Annotated in this window: 20 protein-coding genes; 12 read left to right on the top strand and 8 right to left on the bottom strand. The window is 64.7% G+C overall.

Going from position 1 to position 20,510, the window contains the following annotated elements; all coding sequences use genetic code 11:
• Window positions 1-85: 85 nt before the first annotated feature.
• The 3 genes from ctaC to OM977_RS10265 are packed head-to-tail and all read left to right on the top strand — an operon-like array spanning window position 86 to window position 3,093.
• Entirely contained in the window at window positions 86-958 is an 873-nt protein-coding gene (gene ctaC, locus OM977_RS10275) for an aa3-type cytochrome oxidase subunit II (protein WP_264353883.1), read from the top strand.
• Window positions 959-970: 12 nt separating this feature from the next.
• Window positions 971-2,695 carry an aa3-type cytochrome oxidase subunit I gene (gene ctaD / locus OM977_RS10270; RefSeq protein ID WP_264353882.1) on the top strand — a complete coding sequence of 575 codons (1,725 nt, stop codon included), beginning with the start codon at window positions 971-973 and terminating at the stop codon, window positions 2,693-2,695.
• Window positions 2,692-3,093 carry a cytochrome c oxidase subunit 4 gene (locus OM977_RS10265; RefSeq protein WP_264353881.1) on the top strand — a complete coding sequence of 134 codons (402 nt, stop codon included), beginning with the start codon at window positions 2,692-2,694 and terminating at the stop codon, window positions 3,091-3,093. The genes ctaD and OM977_RS10265 overlap by 4 nt, the downstream gene beginning before the upstream one ends.
• A gap of 217 nt (window positions 3,094-3,310) precedes the next feature.
• Here the strand turns inward: OM977_RS10265 and OM977_RS10260 are convergent, their stop codons facing one another.
• Window positions 3,311-3,604: an HPr family phosphocarrier protein gene (locus OM977_RS10260; protein ID WP_264353880.1), complete on the bottom strand. Its 294-nt coding sequence runs from the start codon at window positions 3,602-3,604 to the stop codon at window positions 3,311-3,313.
• A 136-nt stretch (window positions 3,605-3,740) separates the two neighbouring features.
• On the opposite strand from OM977_RS10260, the gene OM977_RS10255 reads away from it, so the two are divergent.
• On the top strand, window positions 3,741-4,532 hold the full coding sequence (locus OM977_RS10255; RefSeq protein WP_264353879.1) for a GntR family transcriptional regulator: 792 nt from the start codon (window positions 3,741-3,743) through the stop codon (window positions 4,530-4,532).
• Window positions 4,533-4,597: 65 nt separating this feature from the next.
• Here OM977_RS10255 and qcrB read toward each other — a convergent pair whose 3' ends face one another.
• From qcrB to ctaE, 4 genes are all read right to left on the bottom strand, one after another.
• Window positions 4,598-6,277, bottom strand: coding sequence for a cytochrome bc1 complex cytochrome b subunit (qcrB, locus tag OM977_RS10250; RefSeq protein WP_264353878.1), 1,680 nt, complete (start codon window positions 6,275-6,277; stop codon window positions 4,598-4,600).
• Entirely contained in the window at window positions 6,255-7,325 is a 1,071-nt protein-coding gene (qcrA, locus tag OM977_RS10245; protein WP_264353877.1) for a cytochrome bc1 complex Rieske iron-sulfur subunit, read from the bottom strand. Before qcrA ends, qcrB begins: the two co-directional genes overlap by 23 nt.
• A gap of 102 nt (window positions 7,326-7,427) precedes the next feature.
• Window positions 7,428-8,213 (bottom strand): cytochrome bc1 complex diheme cytochrome c subunit, encoded by a 786-nt coding sequence (gene qcrC, locus OM977_RS10240; RefSeq protein WP_264353876.1) that lies wholly within the window; start codon window positions 8,211-8,213, stop codon window positions 7,428-7,430.
• An 87-nt stretch (window positions 8,214-8,300) separates the two neighbouring features.
• Entirely contained in the window at window positions 8,301-8,975 is a 675-nt protein-coding gene (gene ctaE, locus OM977_RS10235; RefSeq protein ID WP_442960637.1) for an aa3-type cytochrome oxidase subunit III, read from the bottom strand.
• 112 nt (window positions 8,976-9,087) lie between these two features.
• On the opposite strand from ctaE, the gene trpD reads away from it, so the two are divergent.
• Window positions 9,088-10,149: an anthranilate phosphoribosyltransferase gene (gene trpD / locus OM977_RS10230; protein ID WP_264353874.1), complete on the top strand. Its 1,062-nt coding sequence runs from the start codon at window positions 9,088-9,090 to the stop codon at window positions 10,147-10,149.
• Between the two features lie 57 nt (window positions 10,150-10,206).
• Here the strand turns inward: trpD and OM977_RS10225 are convergent, their stop codons facing one another.
• A complete protein-coding gene (locus tag OM977_RS10225; protein ID WP_264353873.1) occupies window positions 10,207-10,488 on the bottom strand; it encodes an Lrp/AsnC family transcriptional regulator in 282 nt (93 codons plus the stop codon).
• An 86-nt stretch (window positions 10,489-10,574) separates the two neighbouring features.
• Window positions 10,575-10,997: a DUF3054 domain-containing protein gene (locus tag OM977_RS10220; RefSeq protein WP_264353872.1), complete on the bottom strand. Its 423-nt coding sequence runs from the start codon at window positions 10,995-10,997 to the stop codon at window positions 10,575-10,577.
• Between the two features lie 171 nt (window positions 10,998-11,168).
• Here OM977_RS10220 and OM977_RS10215 point away from each other — a divergent pair, with 171 nt between their 5' ends.
• Complete coding sequence (locus OM977_RS10215; protein ID WP_264353871.1) at window positions 11,169-11,645, top strand: VOC family protein; 477 nt, start codon at window positions 11,169-11,171, stop codon at window positions 11,643-11,645.
• Window positions 11,646-11,793: 148 nt separating this feature from the next.
• Window positions 11,794-13,971, top strand: coding sequence for an elongation factor G-like protein EF-G2 (locus OM977_RS10210; protein WP_264353870.1), 2,178 nt, complete (start codon window positions 11,794-11,796; stop codon window positions 13,969-13,971).
• 48 nt (window positions 13,972-14,019) lie between these two features.
• Here OM977_RS10210 and OM977_RS10205 read toward each other — a convergent pair whose 3' ends face one another.
• On the bottom strand, window positions 14,020-14,385 hold the full coding sequence (locus tag OM977_RS10205; RefSeq protein WP_264353869.1) for a hypothetical protein: 366 nt from the start codon (window positions 14,383-14,385) through the stop codon (window positions 14,020-14,022).
• A gap of 305 nt (window positions 14,386-14,690) precedes the next feature.
• Here OM977_RS10205 and OM977_RS10200 point away from each other — a divergent pair, with 305 nt between their 5' ends.
• The 5 genes from OM977_RS10200 (at window position 14,691) to lepB (ending at window position 20,452) form a co-directional block, all read left to right on the top strand.
• Entirely contained in the window at window positions 14,691-15,200 is a 510-nt protein-coding gene (locus OM977_RS10200) for a hypothetical protein (RefSeq protein ID WP_264353868.1), read from the top strand.
• Between the two features lie 118 nt (window positions 15,201-15,318).
• Window positions 15,319-16,875: a response regulator gene (locus OM977_RS10195; RefSeq protein WP_264353867.1), complete on the top strand. Its 1,557-nt coding sequence runs from the start codon at window positions 15,319-15,321 to the stop codon at window positions 16,873-16,875.
• Window positions 16,859-18,211, top strand: coding sequence for a sensor histidine kinase (locus OM977_RS10190; protein WP_264353866.1), 1,353 nt, complete (start codon window positions 16,859-16,861; stop codon window positions 18,209-18,211). The genes OM977_RS10195 and OM977_RS10190 overlap by 17 nt, the downstream gene beginning before the upstream one ends.
• Before the next feature lie 76 nt (window positions 18,212-18,287).
• Window positions 18,288-19,898: a multicopper oxidase family protein gene (locus OM977_RS10185; RefSeq protein WP_264353865.1), complete on the top strand. Its 1,611-nt coding sequence runs from the start codon at window positions 18,288-18,290 to the stop codon at window positions 19,896-19,898.
• Entirely contained in the window at window positions 19,895-20,452 is a 558-nt protein-coding gene (gene lepB, locus OM977_RS10180) for a signal peptidase I (protein ID WP_264353864.1), read from the top strand. The genes OM977_RS10185 and lepB overlap by 4 nt, the downstream gene beginning before the upstream one ends.
• Window positions 20,453-20,510: the final 58 nt, after the last annotated feature.

Here is a 20,510-nt window from a genome sequence, read left to right as displayed (position 1 = left end):
AGCTCTACACCAAGTAGTAAAACTTTTCGTGTGCCCGGAGCGCCATCGGCGGCCGGGCGACAGCAACAAGTAGGAAGGGCCGTCTGTGAGTTCGCAGAACCGAACCGGCAGCCGACGCAAAAAGATCTCTACGATCACTGGCTTGGCACTAGCCGGCGCGTTGGCTTTGACTGGATGTTCACCAGAGGTACAGAAGGGGTGGCTGCCCACCGAGCGTGACACCACCAATCACACTGACCGCATCATGGACCTCTGGGTCAACTCATGGATTGCCGCGCTGGTCGTCGGCATCATTACCTGGGGCCTGATGATCTGGTGCATCGTCGCTTACCGGCGCCGCAAGGGCACCGTAGGGTTCCCCCGCCAGAACAGCTTCAACCTGCCGCTGGAAGTGTTCTACCTGACCGTCCCGCTGTTCATGGTGCTGGTGTTCTTCTACTTCACCGACCGCGACCAGCAGGCGATCGACAACCGCAGCCAGCCCGCCGACGTCGTAGTGGACGTCCGTGGCAAGCAGTGGGCCTGGGACTTCAACTACAAGCAGGGCGACGTCGTCACGGGAGACGTCCATGAGGCCGGCGTCCAAGCGCACCTGACCGGCAACGAAGTGGACAAGGAAAAGCTGCCCACGCTGTACCTTCCGGTGAACAAGTCGGTTGACCTCGAGCTCAACTCACGCGACGTCATCCACTCCTTCTGGGTTCCCGCCTTCCTGCAGAAGCGGGACATGATCCCGGGCAAGACCAACTACATCAGGTTCACCCCCACCAAGGAGGGGACCTACGACGGCAAGTGCGCCGAACTCTGTGGTGAATACCACTCCGAAATGCTGTTCCGCGTGAAGGTTGTCTCCGAGTCGGAGTTCCAGGCTCACCTGGAGGAGCTGCGCCAGGGCGGCAACACCGGCCTGCTCGGTGAAGAGTACGACCGACTCCCGGCCAAGACCGAGAACAAGTAAGGGGAGCGCGAAGTGGCAACGACCTACTCTCAGCCCTCCGGGATCCTTGAGGCTCCCGTAGTACCCAAGTCCAAGGGACGCATCGTCGTCAACTGGATTACCTCCACCGACCACAAGACCATCGGGTACATGTACCTGATCGCGTCCTTCGTGTTCTTCTGCTTCGGCGGCGTCATGGCGCTGCTGATCCGTGCCGAACTGTTCGAGCCCGGGATGCAGATCCTGCAGACCAAAGAGCAGTACAACCAGCTGTTCACGATGCACGGCACCGTGATGCTGCTGATGTTTGCCACGCCGCTGTTCGCGGGCTTCGCCAACGTCATCATGCCGCTCCAGATCGGCGCCCCCGACGTCGCGTTCCCGCGATTGAACGCGCTGGCCTTCTGGTTCTTCCTCTTCGGCTCCACGATTGCCGTCTCCGGCTTCATCACCCCGCAGGGCGCGGCATCGTTTGGCTGGTTCGCGTACGCGCCGCTCTCGAACACCACGTTCAGCCCCGGCGTCGGCGGTGACCTCTGGGTCTTCGGCCTGGCGCTCTCCGGCTTCGGCACCATCCTTGGCGCGGTCAACTTCATCACCACGATCATCTGCATGCGTGCTCCCGGCATGACCATGTGGCGGATGCCCATCTTCACCTGGAACATCCTGGTCACGGCCATCCTGGTCCTGATGGCGTTCCCGCCGCTGGCCGCCGCGCTGTTCGCCCTCGGGGCGGACCGCCGCTTCGGTGCCCACATCTTTGATCCGGAGAACGGCGGTGCCGTCCTTTGGCAGCATCTGTTCTGGTTCTTCGGCCACCCCGAGGTGTACATCATCGCGCTGCCTTTCTTCGGCATCGTCTCCGAAATCTTCCCGGTGTTCAGCCGCAAGCCGATCTTCGGCTACAAGGGCCTCGTCTACGCGACGATTTCGATTGCCGCGCTCTCCGTGACTGTGTGGGCGCACCACATGTACGTGACCGGTTCCGTGCTGCTGCCGTTCTTCTCCTTCATGACCATGCTCATCGCCGTTCCGACCGGCGTGAAGTTCTTCAACTGGATCGGCACGATGTGGCGGGGCTCCATCACCTTCGAGACCCCCATGCTCTGGAGCATCGGCTTCCTGGCCACCTTCCTCTTCGGCGGCCTGACCGGCATCATCCTGGCCTCGCCGCCGTTGGACTTCCACGTCTCCGACTCCTATTTCGTCGTGGCGCACTTCCACTACGTGGTCTTCGGAACCGTTGTGTTCGCGATGTTCGCCGGTTTCTACTTCTGGTGGCCGAAGTGGACCGGCAAGATGCTCAACGAGCGTCTGGGCAAGATCCACTTCTGGATGCTGTTCCTGGGCTTCCACGGCACCTTCCTCATCCAGCACTGGCTGGGCGTCGAGGGCATGCCGCGCCGCTACGCGGACTACATGCCGCAGGACAACTTCACCTGGATGAACCAGTTCTCCACCTACGCCTCCTTCCTGCTGGGCGCCTCGCTGATCCCGTTCTTCTGGAACGTGTACATCACCTGGCGCAGCAATGAGAAAGTGGAAGTGGATGACCCGTGGGGCTTCGGTGCTTCGCTCGAATGGGCAACGTCCTGCCCGCCGCCGCGCCACAACTTCACCTCGCTGCCGCGGATCCGTTCAGAGCGTCCTGCCCTGGACCTGCACCACCCCGAGCTCTCCCAGTCATACACCGTCGAGTCGCCTGCCCCGGCAGCCGCTACGCTCGGTAACGCCGACCAGAAGGACACCGCCCAGTGAAGATCGAATCAAGGCTTTTCGGACTCGGAGTCTTCTTCTTCGTCCCGGTCGCAGTGGTCTACGGATTCATGACCAACTGGTCCGAGTGGGTCGGTATTCTCGGCATCCTGCTGGTTGCTGGCCTGGCCGGCATGATCGGCGCCTACCTCGGCTTCACCGGCAAGCGCGTCGGGATGCGCCCCGAGGACCGCAGTGACGCTGAGATCCACGAAGGCGCCGGCGAGCAGGGGCACTTCAGCCCCTGGAGCTGGTGGCCCCTGTTCCTCGGCATGGCCGCCGCCACCGGTTTCCTCGGCCTGGCCATCGGATTCTGGATTGTCTTCATCGGCGGTGGCCTGGCGATCATCGCCCTCGTCGGCTGGGTCTACGAATACAGCCGTGGCGACCACGCGCACTAGCGGCGGATAAGCACTACAAGACAAACGACGGCGGGCCCCACCATATTGGTGGGGCCCGCCGTCGTTTTGCGTTGGGTCGCCTGCGCCGGGCCCCGGTCGATCGGGCCGGGTCGGCCGGCAGGGTCGGTCGGCAGGGTCGGTCGGCAGGCAGAGGCGCACAGGGTCCCCCGGACCGGGCGGCCGGCAGGGGTGCACCGCAATAGGCCGGGGGAGACCCCTAGCTGGACTGTGCGGACTCCAAAACGAGCCGCAGCTTCTCCAGGGCACCCTCGACCTCTAGCAGGCTGTACGGGGCTGGGATAGCGTCGGCAGCGACCGCCAGTTCGACCTCACAGCCGTAGGCAAAGTCTTCGGTCATGACCTCGAGCAGTGACCGGGCGTCAACGCCTGGCTTGCCTTTTTTGCTGATGGTGACCGGCAGTCCTGTGTCCGTCACTGCCCGGACAAACACCGCCGCCGGTCGGGCGTGCAGGCCGATGCTTGCCTGGACGATTGCCTTGCGTACTGGCAACGGGACTCCTTAGTTGTGGGGTGTTTTCCAGCCTAGCCGGGCGTGGGGGCAGCAGGCGAAACGGGGTGCATGTGGTCTAGACCTCTACCTGAAGTGGCCTACCCTTGAGATATGAACGTATGCGGCGGGCAGTGCCATGGCGTCCTCTGACGCGGCCCGGATGGTCGGCGAGATCGACCGCCAGAACGGCACACCCATCTATGTCCAGTTGCGCGAGATCATCAGGGCGCACATCGGGACGGCGTGCCCGCCGGGTTCGGCGCTGCCGTCCGAGCGGGACCTCGCCGTCCGGTTCGGACTGGCACGGATGACCGTGCGCCAGGCCATCGACGCCCTCGTGGGTGAGGAAGTCATTGAGCGCGTCGTCGGCTTGGGGACCTTTGTCCGTAAACCGAAGCTGGACCTGCAGGTGAAGCTGACGTCCTACAGCGAGGAGATGCAGCGGCGCGGCATGGTGCCGGCGGCCAAGGTCCTCAGCTTTGAGCAGATCGGTGCCAGTGCGTTCCTCGCCCGCGAGCTGCAGTTGGAGGAGGGGACGCCGCTCGTGCGGTTCCGGCGCCTGCTGCTGGCAGACAACGAGCCCATGAGCGTGGATGAGAACTTCATCCCGGCACACCGTGTTCCCGGGCTGCTCGACGGGGAGCCTCCGACGTCGCTCTACAACATCCTGAGCGAGCGTTTCGGCCTGGTGATGGAGTGGGGCGAGGACATGATCGAGGCCACTGCGGCTTCGCCGTCGACGGCCAGGCTGCTCAATGTTGAGGTGGGTTCGCCGTTGCTGAAGATCCAGCGCCATGCCTTTGTGGCAAGGGCCATGGTGGACTACTCGGTGTCCTATTACCGGGCCGACCGCTACAAGCTGTGGGTCCCCCTGCAACGGCCCGGTGTGCGGCCCACGCGCAATTACGCCTCGGGGTACCGGCAGTAGCGATGCAGCGGACAAAAGAAAGGCCCGGTCCTGATGGACCGGGCCTTTCTCGTTCTGCGGTGGTACTAGTGGCTGAGGGTCTTCTGCGACTCGGCCGCTTCGATTGCCTCGTGACCGCCGTGGTGGCCGTGGGCCGCCTCCAGCTCCGCGGGTGTGGCCGGGGCAACCCGGTCCTCGAAGAACCACTGGGAGAGCTTCGCGCGGCGCTTCTCCTTGGCGTCAACAACGCCGTGGTCGTTCGGCTCCGCGGGCAGCGGGGAGGGCGACTCGAAACCGACCAGCTTGTAGCGCTTGTACTCGTCCAGCGGGGCGTGAACCTCGATGAACTCGCCGTGCGGGAGGCGGACGATGCGGCCGGTTTCGCGGCCGTGAAGGGCGATCTCGCGGTCCTTGCGCTGCAGCGCCAGGGCGACGCGCTTCGTCACGGCGAAGGCAATGACCGGGCCGAGGAAGAACAGCGCACGCAGCCAGTAGGTGACATCGTTGAGCGACACGTGGAAGTGCGTGGCGATGAGGTCGGAGCTGGCCGCGGCCCACAGGACGCAGTAGAACGTGAAGCCGGCCATGCCGATAGCCGTGCGGGTCGGCGCGTTGCGGGGACGGTCCAGGACGTGGTGCTCGCGGTCATCCTTGGTGATCCAGCGTTCGATCCACGGGTAGGTGAAGAGAACCGTGAACACAATTCCGGCCGGTACCAGGGCGGGCAACAGAACGTTCAGCGTCAGGACGTAGCCGAGGACGACGAACTCGAGGTGGAAGTCGCCGATGACACCCGGCATCAGGCGCAGCGCACCGTCGACCCAGCCGATGTACCAGTCAGGCTGCGTGCCTGCGGAGACGGGGGAGGGGTCGTAGGGGCCGTAGTTCCAGATCGGGTTGATGGTGAAGAAGGCAGCCATCAGGGCAACGACACCGAACACGATGAAGAAGAAGCCGCCGGCCTTGGCCGCGTAGACCGGGCCTAGGGGGTAACCGACCACGTTGCCGTCGTTCCGTCCCGGGCCGGGGTACTGGGTGTGCTTGTGCACGACCACCATGAAGAGGTGCAGCACGATCATCAGGAGGATGAGTGCCGGAACCAGCAGGATGTGCAGCATGTACAGGCGGCCGATAATCATCGTGCCCGGGAACTCGCCGCCGAAGAGGAAGAACGAGATGTAGGTGCCGATAACGGGAATCGACTTGATGACACCGTCGATGATGCGCAGGCCGTTGCCGGACAGCAGGTCATCGGGGAGCGAGTAGCCGGTGAAGCCTGCAGCCAGGGAGAGGATGAGCAGGACGCCGCCCACCACCCAGTTCAGTTCGCGGGGCTTGCGGAATGCGCCGGTGAAGAAGACGCGCAGCATGTGCACAGCTACCGAGGCGCAGAACAGCAGCGCCGCCCAGTGGTGGACCTGGCGCATGAACAGGCCGCCACGGACATCGAAGGAGATGTCCAGCGAGGAGCTGTACGCCACCGACATCTCGACGTTCTTCAACGGAATGTAGGAGCCGGTGTAGTGCGTTTCGGCCATCGACGGATCGAAGAAGAACGTCAGGAAGGTGCCGGAGAGGAGCAGGATGACGAAGGAGTACAGCGCCACCTCTCCGAACATGAAGGACCAGTGGTCCGGGAAGACCTTGCGGCCGAATTCACGCAGCATCCCGGAGCCGCCGACACGCTGGTCAACGAAGTCGGTGATACGGCCGGCCTTGGTCGTGGCGACGAAGGTGGGGGCATTAGGCGTTGTTGTTGCGCTCATGCTCATCACGCTCCCAATAGCTAGGTCCTACAGGTTCGTGGAAGTCGCTGGTGGCGACCAGGTAGCCCTCGGCGTCAACTGCGATCGGCAGCTGGGGGAGAGGCCGGCTGGCCGGGCCGAAGATAACCTTGCATTCCTGGGTCAGGTCGAAGGTTGACTGGTGGCACGGGCACAGCAGGTGGTGGGTCTGCTGCTCGTACAGGGCAACAGGGCAACCAACATGGGTGCAGATTTTGGAGTAGGCGACGATCCCGTTGTAGCCCCAGTCCTCGCGGCCCGCGGAGGGCTTCAGGGATTCGGGGTTCAGGCGCATGAGCAGGACCACGGCTTTGGCCTTCTCATTCAGCTTGCCTTCGTGCAGCTCATTGAGGCCTTCCGGAATGACATGGAAAGCGGAGCCGATGGTCACGTCGGAGGCCTTGATCGGGGTGCCGTCGGGATCCCGGGTCAGCCGCTTGAGCTTGCCCTCCTGCGGTGCCCACATGGTGTGTGCGAGCTTGTCGTCGGGGCGCGGCCCGAGGTCACCGAAGACGGCCAGGGCCGGCAGGGGTGCCAGTGCGACGGCGCCGAGCAGTGTGTTGCGGATCAGCGGGCGGCGCTTGATGCCGGTTTCCTCGACGATGTCGTCGACGATCCGTACGGCTGCCTGCCGGTCGTCCTCCGTGCGGATGCCATGGCGCTCTTCCGAGACTTCGTGGTCCGGCATGAGGGCCTTGGCCCAGTGCACGATACCGGTGCCAATGCCAAGCATGGCAAAGGCGGTGCCGATGCCCAGCAGGGCGTTCTGCAGCCGGATGGTGGCGATGGTGGTGTCGTCGCCCAGATCGATGGCAAAGTAAGCCACTAGGAATATCAGGGTGCCGACAACGGAGCTCCCGAATAGGAGGGCTACCTGCCGTTCTGCTCGCTTTGCGGCCCTCGGGTCCGTGTCAGCCAGGCGCAAACGATGCGGAGGAATTCCAGGATCCTGGAACTTCTCCACCTCATTCTGACCAGCCGTAGCTACGGTGCCCGAGTGGATCGGACTGCCGTCACTATGGTTGCCCATAATTCGCCTCATCCCTCTCTCGTCCCGGCATCTGCCGGGTTAGCTTTCAATTCAAACTGCTGAAGGGTCAGCAGAAACTTCTTACAGGTGCTGCGGATGTGGTTAGGACGTCCGCGAGGTCAGCCAGATGGTGAAGGCGATGATGACGCCAAGACCGGCGATCCACACAAACAGACCTTCGGACACCGGACCCAGAGCACCAAGATCGGCGCCTCCGGGTGAACCGTTGGCCTCGATCTGCTTCAGGAAGGTGATGATGTCGCGCTTGCCCTCCGGGGAGACGTTCGCGTCGTTGAAGACCGGCATGTTTTGCGGGCCGGTAACCATGGCTTCGTAGATGTGCTTGCCGGAGACATCGGCGAGGGACGGGGCGAACTTACCCCGGGTGAGGGCGCCGCCGGCTGCGGCAGCGTTGTGGCACATGGCGCAGTTCACGCGGAACAGCTCGCCGCCCTCGGCGGCGTTGCCCTTTTCGTCGAGGAGGTGCTCTTCGGGGAGGGCCGGGCCGGGGCCCAGGGTGGCAACGTAAGCAGCCAGCTGGCGGGTCTGCTCTTCGTTGAACTGGGCGGGCTTCTCATAGGCCTGCGGGCCGTTCATCTGCATGGGCATGCGGCCGGTGCCAACCTGGAAGTCAACGGCGGCGGCGCCGACGCCAACCAGGGAGGGGCCGGACTGCGAGCCGCTGGCGCCCATGCCGTGGCAGGTGGCGCAGTTGGCCTCGAAGAGCTTCCCGCCTTCTTCCGCGTCGTTTGCGCTGAAGCTCGTGGTGGCTTTGGCCTGATTGACGGTGGTAGCAACGGCGTACAGCCCACCCGTGACCAGGAGGCCCATCAGTAGCAGCGCTATTGCTGCCAGTGGGTGACGTCGCTTCTGCGAGAGTGCCTTCACGTGGTGGTTCCTTTATTCGATCCTGCGTTGGCTCGGGGAGCCACTTCTAGAAATTCTGCCTCTTGTAGAAAAAGAGTCAAGTCGGGGCTACTTGAGGACGTAGATGACCAGGAAGAGGCCGATCCACACGACGTCGACGAAGTGCCAGTAGTACGAGGTGACGATTGCGGAAGTTGCCTCGAAGTGGCCGAATTTCTTCGCCGCGAAGGAGCGTCCGATGATGAGCAGGAAGGCAACCAGGCCGCCGATGACGTGTAGGCCGTGGAAGCCCGTAGTGATGTAGAACGCTGAACCGTAGGCATTTGAGGAGAGCGAGACGTGCTCGGAAACGAGCATGGCGTATTCCGTCGTCTGGCCGGCCACGAAGACGGCGCCCATGATGAACGTCAGGGTGAACCACTCGTTCATTCCCCAGCGGGTGAAGCTGCGGCGGCCGCCGCTTCGGCGCGGCTGGAGCCGCTCGGCGGCAAAGACGCCCATCTGGCAAGTAAAGGAACTGGCCACGAGGACGATCGTGTTAACGAGCGCAAAGGGGAAGTTGAGCTTGGCTGTCTCCTCGGCCCACATCAGTCCGGAAGTCGAACGGAGTGTGAAGTACATGGCGAAGAGACCGGCGAAGAACATCAACTCACTGGACAGCCAGACTACGGTTCCAACAGAAACCATGTTCGGGCGATTCAGCGTCGGGTGCGCCGGGGTACTGGGGGCATGGGTCGCAGATGTCACATAGACATTATGTCTATAAAAGTCCGTCCTGCCCAACGCAAACCGCGTTTTCGGAGGACTTTTTCTACAAAGACGCGAATTCGCGCGGAAAAGTTCCCGTACCCGTTCACATTGGTCATAGCGGTCCGCACCTCGATAGCATCGGGAGGTGACTTCTCAGGCTTCTGCCCAGCCCGCAGGCAACACCTGGCCGCGGCTCATCGGCGCACTCATTGACGGTACGGATCTCACGACCGGCAGCACGGAGTGGGCGATGAACTCGATCATGTCCGGCGAGTCGTCGCCGGCGCAGGTGGCGGGCTTCCTTGTCGCGTTGCGGTCCAAGGGCGAGACCGTGGACGAGTTGGCCGGTCTGGTGGAGGCGATGATCGCCAACGCCAACCCGATAGACATCGCCGGCGAGAAGCTGGATATCGTCGGTACCGGCGGGGACCAGCAGAACACCGTGAACATTTCCACCATGGCAGCGCTGATCGCCGCGGGCGCGGGCGCGAAGGTGGTCAAGCACGGCAACCGCGCGGCGTCCTCGACGTCCGGTTCAGCCGACGTCCTGGAAGCCCTCGGCGTCCGGTTGGACCTTCCGATTCCGCGGGTGGCGCTGAACGCGGATGAGGCCGGGATCACCTTCTGTTTTGCCCAGGTGTTTCATCCCTCGATGCGTCACGCAGCGGTGGCCCGCCGGGAACTGGGCGTGCCGACGGCCTTCAACTTCCTCGGCCCCATGGTCAACCCCGCCCACGTCCAGGCATCGGCCGTCGGGGTCGCCAACGAACGGATGGCGCCGCTGGTGGCTGGCGTGCTGGCCAAGCGCGGCAGCCGCGGACTCGTCTTCCGCGGCAGCGACGGGCTCGATGAACTGACCACAACCGGGCCGTCCCGGATCTGGGAGATACGGAACGGCGTCGTTGCCGAGGAAACCTTCGACCCGCGTGACCTCGGGATCCGTCAGGCGACGCTTGAAGAGCTGCGCGGCGGGGACGCGACGGCGAATGCCGCCGTCGTCCGTGCAGTCCTGGCCGGTGCACCGGGAGCCGCGCGCGACGCGGCCCTGCTGAACGCCGCCGCCGGCCTCGTGGCCTTCGACCTCGATGCGGTCGGCCCGCTCAAGGAGAGGATGGCCGCGGCGCTGAAGCGGGCCGAGGAATCGATTGAGTCCGGCGCTGCGTCCGAGGTGCTGGACCGCTGGGTCGCGCTCTCACACAGCAATTGAAGCCCACGGCCTGAAGGGCACGGACTGAGGGCACGGCCCGACGCGCGGCGCGCGAGGCTACTCTTCGATGCCGAGGGCGAAGGCCGCATCGAGATCGTGCTGGGAATAGGCCCGGAAGGCGATCTGGGTGGTGGTGTGGACAACGCCGGCGACCTTGGAGAGCTTGTCCGCGATCGCGTCCGCAAGATCTTCGTGCTTCGGCACCCTGGCGATGGCAATGAGATCCCATTCCCCGGTCACGGAGTAGACCTCGCTGATGCCCTGGATGGCGGAGATTTCCTCCGCCGTTTCCGGGATTCGCGAAGCGTCTGTCTTGATCAGGACGAAAGCGGTGACCACATCGAACCTTTCCGGATCTGTTACGCCGTTACCGGCCGATCAGATGGCCCGTCGGGACGGAGCCATATGCCTGCAAGCCTAGTACATCAGGCCTGTCGGCGGTGTGACCGGAACCGGTCCACACCGGAGACAAGGAGCCGGTATCCAAGCAGGAAAACGCCCAGCGCGAGCAGCGCCACGACTACGAACGGAAGAACCACCGTCTGCCCGGTAACGGCACGCAGCAGCATGCCAACGGCGACAGTCCCCAGCCAGACGCCGACGCCGGTCGGCCATAGCGCGAGGGGAGCGCGCCAGGCGCGCAGGACGAGCCAGCTTGCCGCAGCACCGGCGAGGAAGGGCCAGGCAGTGGCCAAGATACCGGTCACGATCTCGCCGCGCTGGTGCGCGTCCCGTCCGATGGCGGCAAAGGCCAGGATCAGCGCCGCGTCGGCTCCGGCGGCCGCGGCCCGCTTGAGGCCCGAGCCCTGGCCGCTAGCACGCGGAATTCGGGATGTGGAGAACGTCATGGCTTCAACCCTAGCCCCGCAGCCGGGCCTGGGCGCAATGGCCGGTCACCGCACTGCCGTCGGGGTGACCGGACGTTGTGTGCCTAAGGGTGCGGGGCTAGGCTCTGGCTCAACCCGCATCGCCGCCGGACACAGCCCTGCGGCACGGGCAGAGCGGAAAGAGCGTGCGCAGTGAGCGAAAAAATCACCACCTGCCTGTGGTTCGACAACCAGGCCGAGGAGGCCGCTGAGTTCTACGTTTCCGTCTTCGGGGACGGCAAGGTCCTGGACGTGGCCCGCTACGGCGAAGGTGGCCCCGGGCCCGCGGGCCAGGCGATCACGGTCCGCTTCGAGATCGGGGACCGGACCTTCACCGCGCTGAACGGGGGACCGGCCTTCACCTTCAGCGAGGCGGTCTCCTTCGTCGTCGATTGCGCCTCGCAGGAAGACGTGGACCGCTACTGGGCGGCGTTGAGCCAGGGCGGCTCCGAAGGCCAGTGCGGCTGGCTCAAGGACAGGTACGGGGTCTCGTGGCAGGTCATACCGTCCGTGCTGGGCCAACTGCTCGGCGGCCCCGACCCGGTGGGCTCCCAACGGGCCATGCAAGCCATGCTCTCAATGCACAAGCTGGATATCGCCGCGCTGCAAAGGGCCTACGACGGCCGCTGAGCCGCGAGCAAGCGCGGGCGGGCCGTGAGCCCGGAGGCCGGAGATTGGCTGGCTCTTGCTGTCGGCTCCTCGCAGGGTGTCAAATCCTTAACACAGGCCTTTTCGGCCGCACGGCCGCGGACCATGGATACAACGCCAGGAGGCACTCATGCCGACGAAGGATGCAAAGGTTCCGGCGAAGAATCCCGGCCGCGGCGCCGACCTCCGGCGGGCGGACGCAACAGTCGGATCGCCGCCGGACCGGCCCGAGCAAATCCGGAATGTGGCCCTCGTTGGCCACTCGGGCTCCGGCAAGACTCTGCTCACGGAGGCGCTGCTCGCCGCCACCGGCGCCATCTCACGCAAGGGCTCCATCGCGGAAGGCACCACCGTCAGCGATTCGGAACCGGCGGCGATCCACCAACAGCGTTCCGTCGCGCTCTCGGTGGTGCCCATCGGGATCAACGGCGTCAAGGTCAACCTGCTGGACACTCCCGGTTACGGGGAGTTTATCGGTGAGCTGCGGGCCGGACTGCGCGCCGCGGACGCGGCGCTTTTTGTCGTCTCGGCCGTTGACGATATCGACGCTGCGACCAGCGCACTCTGGACGGAGTGCCAGCGGGCCCGCATGCCGCGGGCGGTTGTAATTAGCCGCCTGGATCACCCCCGGGCGGACTTCGACGCCGCCCTCGCCAGATGCAGGCAGGCCTTCGGTGACTCGGTGATGCCGCTCTACCTGCCGGTCGGCACGGGGACCGCCACCACGGCCTTGTTCGGGCTGCTCTCCGGCACCGTCTCGGAACTGGCGGCGGACAATCCTTTGCCCGTCTTTCGGAACGCCGACGACGTCGAACTCCGCGCGTCGGAGGCTGCGCGGAGCGCCCTCATTGAAGGCATCATCGCGGAGAGCGAAGACGAGACGCTGATGGACCGGTACCTTGCCGGCGAGGAAATCGCAGCGGACATTCTGGTTCAGGATCTGGAGACGGCAGTGGCAAGGGCCTCCTTCCATCCGGTGCTGCCGACCTCCGCGGAGACCGGCCTCGGCCTGGCAGAACTGCTGGAGTCAATGACGCGGGCGTTCCCGTCCCCGGTCGAGCGTGAACTGCCGCCTGTAACGGATCTCGCCGGTAGCCCGGCCGGCCTCGCGGGCTGTGACCCGGCGGGCCCCCTGGCCGGCGAGGTCGTGCGCACCACGATCGACCCGTTCCTGGGCCGGGTCTGCCTCGTCCGCCTTTTCTCCGGCACGCTACGGGAAGACTCGGCTGTCCATGTCGGCGGCCGCGGCCTGGCCGACCGGGGCCATGAAGACCACGACAGCGACGAGCGGGTCGCGCACCTGTATTCCCCCTTCGGTTCCAGTCTGCGGCCGGTCCCATACTGCGTGGCCGGAGATATTTGCGCCCTTACAAAGTTGGGCGCCGCCGAGACCGGGGACACCATCTCGGCCAAGGAGCTGCCGCTGTTGGTCCAGCCGTGGGAGATGCCCCAACCGCTGCTTCCCGTCGCCATCGAGGCGGCCTCGCACGGTGACGAGGACGTCCTGGCCAAAAGCCTGGGAAAGGTCGCGGCCGGCGACCCGGCCCTCCGGGTCGAGCGGAACCCCGAGACCCATCAGCTGATCCTGTGGTGCATGGGTGAGGCGCACGCCGAGGTGGTCCTCGGCAGGCTGCGGGACCAGGGGGTGAACCTGCACACGGTGGAGGTGGTGACACCGCTGCGGGAGACCTTTTCGGCGCGCGCGGCCGGCCACGGCAGGTACGTCAAGCAATCCGGGGGCCATGGCCAGTATGCCGTCTGCGACATCGACGTCGAGCCGCTCGCGCGCGGTGCCGGCTTCGAATTCATCGACAAGACCGTGGGGGGCGTCATTCCGGGGCCTTTCATCGCTTCGGTGGAGAAAGGGGTACGGGCCCAGATGCAGAAAGGGGTCGCCGCAGGCTTCCCGGTGGTGGATATCCGGGTGACGTTGCTCGGCGGCAAGGCACACAGCGTGGACTCCTCCGATGCCGCATTTCAGGCGGCGGGTGCGCTGGCCCTGCGCGAGGCGGCCGCGGCCACGCGCATTCAATTGCTGGAACCCGTCTCCGAAGTCACCATCAGCGTTTCAGACGAGCACGTGGGGGCGGTAATGAGCGGTTTGTCCTCCCGCCGTGCACGGCTGACCGGCACAACGTCCACGGGGGGAGACATCACGGAAATCGGCGCCGAAGTCCCTGATCAGGAACTGTTGCGGTATTCGATTGAATTGCGCGCCCTGACGTCCGGGAGCGGAAGGTTCAGCCGGAGCTACCTGCGGCACGAACCGGTGCCAGCGAGTGCCGTCCGACCGACCGGGAAAGGTTGAGGACCGGTTGCGCCGTCGACCCTCCTCGCCTGAAAAGAAGGTGTGACCCTATTCGGGACGATCACCCCCGGACGGTTCCTGGGCAAGCGCCGGCGCCTGGACGGGGGGCGGCTCGATGGCAAGGGTGAACCCATCCTGCGGAGCAGTACTGTCCCGTCCCACCCCGCTAAGGTGCAGCAACAGCGCGATTTCCGGGTCCCAGGGATGCTCACGGACAAGATTTCGCAGCCGGACACGCACCTCCTCCAATTCGGGCCCGGTGCTGTTGAGGAGGCTGGCGATGATCTCGAGGACCTGCAACCGAAGCGAGGTGCCGGCATATTGGTCGGGCGCACGGTCGTGCGGCGCTGCCCTGCTGCCCCAATCCCGGCCCGGGAGTTCGCCGGCGTTCCGGAATCCTTCACCGGAGGTCATGCTGATTCCGGCAGGGCCGGGCCGACCGCCAGCTTAACATGTACCGATCCGGCTGCCAGTCCACCGGCTTGCACCGCGGAAACCGGGAAAAAGGACCCACCTATTCGTTGCATTCCGGTCTCCATTCTGTGCGTTTGTCGCCGCTCCGGCCCGAGGGGCAGGAACAGGGTGCGCCCGGGGCCCACCTGTTGACCGTCACGCTATGGATGCGGACTTGTAAATATCCTGTTGCCAGAAAGCCCGCGCGTATGGCCGGAGCGACGTTCCAAGGGTTTCCCTAGGGCTGAGGCCGGACACTTATCAACATGTCACGGTCAACAACGCTCCAGCGCACGAAAATCCTGGTTCCGGCGATTCTGCTCACCCTTGTCGGGGTCATTGTCGCCAGCCTCCTGATGGCCACGCCGCGGAAACCCCCCGCCCCCCTGGGCGCCTCGGCCGGTGTCACCGGGGGAGTCGCCCGGATCAACGGGGTCATACCGACCGAGGTCGACGGTTGGATGCCCGCATCGGCTCCGGCCGCGCTGGCTATCCCGGCCGCGGAGGGGCTCCACCGGGTCCGCGTTCTGCTGGAGCTGACCGCATTGGAAAAGGGCGGTCTCTCCATTGACCCCTCTGACTACTCCATCTCGGGCCTCGGCAGCGGAACCTGGAAAGCCGTCTGGTCTTCCCCCCTTCCGCCTACCGCGGCCCAGGGGGAGAGCATCAACGCCACACTTGTGTTCGAGCTCCCGGATCGCGCCATTGATCTGACGCTGGAACTGCCCGGGGGACAGGAGCTGTCGCTCGGAGCGGGTCACCACCGGGGCAGCTGAGGCCTGAGCCTCCGGGTAGTCCCACGCAGGAAAAACGAGTACAGCACACTGGTGTTGAGGCTTATCGCATACCAAATGCTTGGGAGCACAAGTTCCCGTCTGAATTGCAGGTCTCGAAATGCTCCTCAATCCCTTGCAGGAAACCACTGAACAATCCGTCGTTGCGGGGCCGCCACGGCCGCCGGGTTTCCTGGACATCAAGATCCTCGGCCCCCTGCGGATCCAATCCGCAACCGCAACCTTGGATGCCAGCGGGCTCGGCGGTACCAAACCGCGTCAGATCCTCGAAATCCTTCTTTTGAATCTGGGCATGCCCGTATCCAAGGACCGTCTTATTGACGTCCTGTGGGCTGGGCGGCCGCCGGCGGAGGCACTTCCGACGCTGGAAAGCTACGTCAGCGTGCTTCGCCGGCACCTCCAGCCCGGCCAGGGCAAGACCGGTCCGCTTCGGACGGTCACTGGTGGCTACATGATGGATCCCCTCCTGGTGAACCTTGACGTCAGCCGCTTTAATGAACTCTCCAGGCGGGCATCGCAGTGCGAGCCGCCGGAGGCATTGAAGCTCCTGCAGGAAGCGCTCACCCTGGCCACCGCGCCCTTGCTGGGGGACGAGTTGCAGGCGTCGTGGGCGGAGGAAGAGCGAGGCCAGCATGAACTTCGGGTCGGCCGGGCCCGAGCCCTCGCCGCCAAATTGGCGCTGTCCCTGGACGAACCCGAACTGGCAATCGCCTGGGCAAGGGAAGCCGTAGCAATTGATCGCCTAAACGAGAGCGCCTGGTCTTCCCTCGTCCTTGGGCTGGAGGCGTCAGGGCAGCCGCTCGAAGCGCTCCGGGCCTTTGAGGAGTTCCGCCGCACATTGGACCGGGAGATGGGGTGCAGCCCAGGGGATTCGCTTCGCGCCGCACACGCCCGCCTGCTGCGGTTGACCGCCGACCACACACCCCCGGTGTCCGTGGCTGACCCCAAAATCCCGGCGTCGCCAAATGGAAGCCAGCCCGTCAGGGACGCGGCTCCCGCGGCCACCCTTCGGATCGTCACTATCGATGACCACCGGACGTTCACCGAACTGCTGACCAGCGCACTGGACCGGGAACCGGACCTGCAGAGTGTGGGCTCGGCTGAGTCCGTAGAGACTGGCGTGCTGATGTGCCGTGAACTGGCACCAGACGTGGTGGTCATGGATTATCACTTGCCGGATGGCGACGGGCTCACGGCCGCACGCCGGATTCTGGAACAGGACCCGGATACGCGGATCATCATGCTGACGGGCGACCCCACCCAAGAAGTCCTCCGGCAGGCAGCGGCAATAGGAATCTGCGGTTTCCTGCCCAAAGACGGCTCGCTGGCCATCATGCTCGATACCCTCCGGCATGCCAGGGCCGGGAACATGGTGGTTCATCCCTCGCTGGTGGCACAGATTGGTGTCCCCCAAATGGCTCCCCCGGGCGGGAACTACCCGGACCCGCTCAGCATCCGCGAGGTGGACGTCCTGCGTTTGATGGCCGAAGGGCAGGAAATAAGGGCAGTAGCAAAGGGCCTGGGCATCTCGGTCCACGCCTGCCGCGGACATGTCAGAACCATCTTTTCCAAGCTCGGCTCGCATACGCACACGGAAGCTATGGCCGAGGCGGAAGTCCGTGGGATCTTGAGCGTTGACGGTGTCCAGGCCTTCTGACACCGAGGAACGCACCCAGCCAATCGATCAGGCAGCAGCCGCCGAGCGCTTCCAGGTCCGCGCTGCGGTAGCGAAATTCCTCCTGATGGGGTTTCTTGCCCTGCTGGTCGTGGCGACGCCGGTTGCGTTCTGGATCCGCAGCGTTGCGGAACGGCACGCACTCGACCAGGCCCTCATTCTTACGCAGCGGGTGGCAGACCTTGCCATCAGACCATTGGTGAATGACCAGCTGCTGGCCGGTGACTCGCTGGCACTGTCCGAGTTGGACAGCGCGTTGCAGCCTTGGCGCGACGACGCCTCCGTGCTTCGTATCAAGGTGTGGGATGCGGATGGCCGAGTGGTCTATTCCGACATGCGCTCGTTGGTAGGCCAGAAATTTGATCTGCCGCAGTGGGCCCAAGAGCTGCTGGACGGTGGGCCCGGCACTGCTTCCCTGGAAAGCCAGCAGGAACTGGAGAACGAGTTTGAATCAGCCTCCGGAGAACTGGTTGAGGTCTACGTCAGCTCCTCGGCACTGGACGGCACCCGGCTGATCTTCGAGGCGTACTACGACGACGACCCCGTCCGTGAAGGACAACAGGCGGTCCTGTACAGCATGATTCCGCCGCTGCTGCTCTCGCTGGCCGCCCTGCAGCTCGCCCAGCTGCCCCCCGCCATCCGCCTGGCCCGCGAAATCCAAATGCATCAGGTGAGCCGGAACCGGCTGCTCAAGCGCTCCGTTGAGGCCTCCGACCTGGAACGCCGGAGGATCGCGCGGGACCTGCACGATGAAGTGATCCAGGGGCTCTCCGGGCTGGGCTACGCACTCGAGTCGGAAGAGGTCCACGGACCGCCCGAACAACGGCCGGTGCTTGGCGTTGCCCGGCGAATTCTCCAGGACAGCGTCCGGGCGCTGCGGGCGATGATCAGCGAACTGTACCCACCGGACCTCGAGCAACTGGGGCTCAACACAGCGCTCGAACGGCTCGTGGAGCCCCATCGGGAACGCGGTCTCGCGGTCCAGGTCCTGATCCCTGACGACGTTCCGTTGGATCGGGGCTCAGCAGCCTTGCTTTACCGGGTGGCCCGGGAAGCGCTGTCGAACAGCGCCAAACACTCCGGCGCCACCGAGGTGATGCTCGGGCTGCGGCTGGACCATCTGGGCGCCGAAATAAGCATCGCTGACAACGGCGCTGGATTCGATCGGACCCAGCTCGCCGCGGAGGGACACGTGGGGCTTCGGATCCTCAAGGACACCATCCAGGAGGCCGGTGGGGCCCTGCAAGTCCTCAGCGTCCCGGGCGCCGGCACTACGGTGACTGCCTGGTGCCCAACCTCGCGGCGAGCCGCCGATTAATTCCGGGAATCCACAGGATTCCCCCAAGGTCCGTACTGCACTGTCGGATTACCGAAGAAGAAAAAGGAGACCGGTCATGTCCGTTTCACGACGTCAAGTTCTGCTGATCGGGGGACTGGGAGTCCTCGGCGCAGGTGGTGCCATGCTGCCGACGGGAACGGTGGAGGCCAAATCGGCAAGCCGGCTCAGCTCCAAGGAGATGCCGCGGCCATTCCAGACACCCTTCGTGCAGGCTCCTGTGCTCGCCCCCTATGCCACAGGGACCGACCCCGCAGACGGCCTGCCGGTCAACTACTACAAGCTGACTCAGAAGGCCGCGATGGCCAACATCCTGCCACGGCTCAGCACCCCCATTCTTGGCTACAACGGTCTGTTCCCCGGACCGACAATCAGCCTCGACCAGGGGACGAAGGCCGTGCTGCGGATCCGGAACCAGTTGCCGGCCACCCACGCACTCGACGGCCACGCCCTGTCCACGTCCACGCACCTGCATGGTTCTGCATCGAAGCCGCAATTCGACGGCTACGCCAGCGACATCACTCATCCGGGGTTCTACAAGGACTATCACTACCCGAACTTCCAGCCAGCCCGCACGCTCTGGTACCACGATCACGGCGTGCATTTCACCGCCATGAACGCCTATTCCGGGCTGGCCGCCCAGTACCACATGCATGATCCCATCGAGCGGAAGCTTCTCCCGCAGGGCGACTTCGACGTCGCCCTGACCATCAGCGATGCCATGTTCGCTGCCAACGGAGCCCTCGGCTACGACGACAACAGCCACTCCGGGCTCTGGGGTGACGTGATCCTGGTCAACGGAAAGCCATGGCCGGTCATGAAGGTGCAGAAACGCGTTTACCGCTTCAGGGTGCTCAACTGCTCCATCTCCCGTTCCTTGCGGCCCACGCTCAGCACCGGCGATCCCGTGGTCATGGTGGGCTCGGATGGCGGGCTGCTCCCGGTGGCAAAGACCGTGGCCAACTGGCGCCATGCCGGAGCGGAGCGGTACGAGATCCTCATCGACTTCCGGAAGTACAAGACGGGCCAGCGGATCGAACTGCGGAACCTGTCCAACAAAAACAACGTCGACTACGACTTCACCAACAAGATCATGGCCTTCGACGTCACGGATACGCCCGTCGACACCACGGACCCCACCTGGGACCGGATCCCGACCACGCTCACCAACAGTGAAGCAATGTCGCTGGTGCCGGCGCAGTCGGTGAAAACACGCAAATTCCGGGTCAAGAGGAACGACAGCACCAACCTGTGGACAATCAACGACGACAGCTGGCAGGACGTCATCGCCAGCGGCTACAAGAAGGTCGTTGCCGACCCGGAATTGAACTCGGTGGAGATCTGGGAAATCGAAAACAAGTCCGGCGGCTGGTTCCACCCCCTGCACATCCACCTGGTGGACTTCCAGATCCTCAGCCGCAACGGGCGGCCCCCCTTCGACTACGAGCGCGGGCCCAAGGACGTGGTGTACGTGGGCGAAGGCGAGACCGTCCGCCTCCTGATGAAGTTCACGCCCAACACGGGCCTCTACATGATGCACTGCCATAACCTGCCGCACGAGGACCACGACATGATGGCGCAGTTCCGTGTGGGCCTGAAGGAAGACGACTGGGACGGGGACCATCCCATGACGGCGGCCAAGCCTACCTGGGACGAGGAACGGGATTGACCACCCTCGAAAAGGCGGCCCACGGAAGACGAGCCCTCCGGAGCCCCCGGACGAGGACCCATCCGCCGTCGGCCAGGTTCCGCTGGGCCCGGATCCTCGCCGCGGCGTTAATCCCCGTCCTGATAGTTCTTGCCGTCCGCACCTGGCTGGTCGAGCCTTTCACGGTTTCATCGGACAGTATGGAGCCGACGATCCACTCCGGCGCCATTGTGCTCCTCTACAAGCCGGCTGCGGCCACGGGCGGGATCAGGAACAGTGTGGTGGTGGCCTTTGCCAGCCCCGTAGACGGACGGACCGCCATCAAGCGCGTCATAGCGCTGGAGGGGCAGAGCGTCGCAATCCGGGACTCTGAACTGTTCGTCGACGACGTCGCCGTGCCCGAGCCGTTCGTCGACCACAGCCGCATCGACGGTACCTACTTCGGACCCGAAAAGGTGCCGGCCGGAAGTGTCTTCGTCCTTGGGGATAACCGGGGCGTATCGATCGATTCCAGGGACTTCGGAGCAGTGCCGCTGACGGCGATCCAGGGCGTCCTTATCACCGGCCAGAAATAGGCGGCGTCCGGCAGCCGCCCTGCACCAGAACACCCGACAACCACGACACCCGGTTCGC

Origin of the sequence: Pseudarthrobacter sp. MM222, from assembly GCF_947090775.1 — a bacterium.
Lineage (GTDB): Bacteria > Actinomycetota > Actinomycetes > Actinomycetales > Micrococcaceae > Arthrobacter.
Note: the sequence above shows the minus strand (reverse complement) of the source record. Positions and strands in the feature narration are given on the sequence as shown.

Coding starts and splice junctions, on each gene's coding strand:
- OM977_RS10255 (WP_264353879.1), top strand. CDS start 3,741: ATGGCGTCCTCTGACGCGGCCCGGATGGTCGGCGAGATCGACCGCCAG.
- qcrB (WP_264353878.1), bottom strand. CDS start 6,277: ATGAGCGCAACAACAACGCCTAATGCCCCCACCTTCGTCGCCACGACC.
- qcrA (WP_264353877.1), bottom strand. CDS start 7,325: ATGGGCAACCATAGTGACGGCAGTCCGATCCACTCGGGCACCGTAGCT.
- OM977_RS10220 (WP_264353872.1), bottom strand. CDS start 10,997: ATGACGTTCTCCACATCCCGAATTCCGCGTGCTAGCGGCCAGGGCTCG.
- OM977_RS10210 (WP_264353870.1), top strand. CDS start 11,794: ATGCCGACGAAGGATGCAAAGGTTCCGGCGAAGAATCCCGGCCGCGGC.
- OM977_RS10205 (WP_264353869.1), bottom strand. CDS start 14,385: ATGACCTCCGGTGAAGGATTCCGGAACGCCGGCGAACTCCCGGGCCGG.
- OM977_RS10200 (WP_264353868.1), top strand. CDS start 14,691: ATGTCACGGTCAACAACGCTCCAGCGCACGAAAATCCTGGTTCCGGCG.
- OM977_RS10195 (WP_264353867.1), top strand. CDS start 15,319: ATGCTCCTCAATCCCTTGCAGGAAACCACTGAACAATCCGTCGTTGCG.
- OM977_RS10185 (WP_264353865.1), top strand. CDS start 18,288: ATGTCCGTTTCACGACGTCAAGTTCTGCTGATCGGGGGACTGGGAGTC.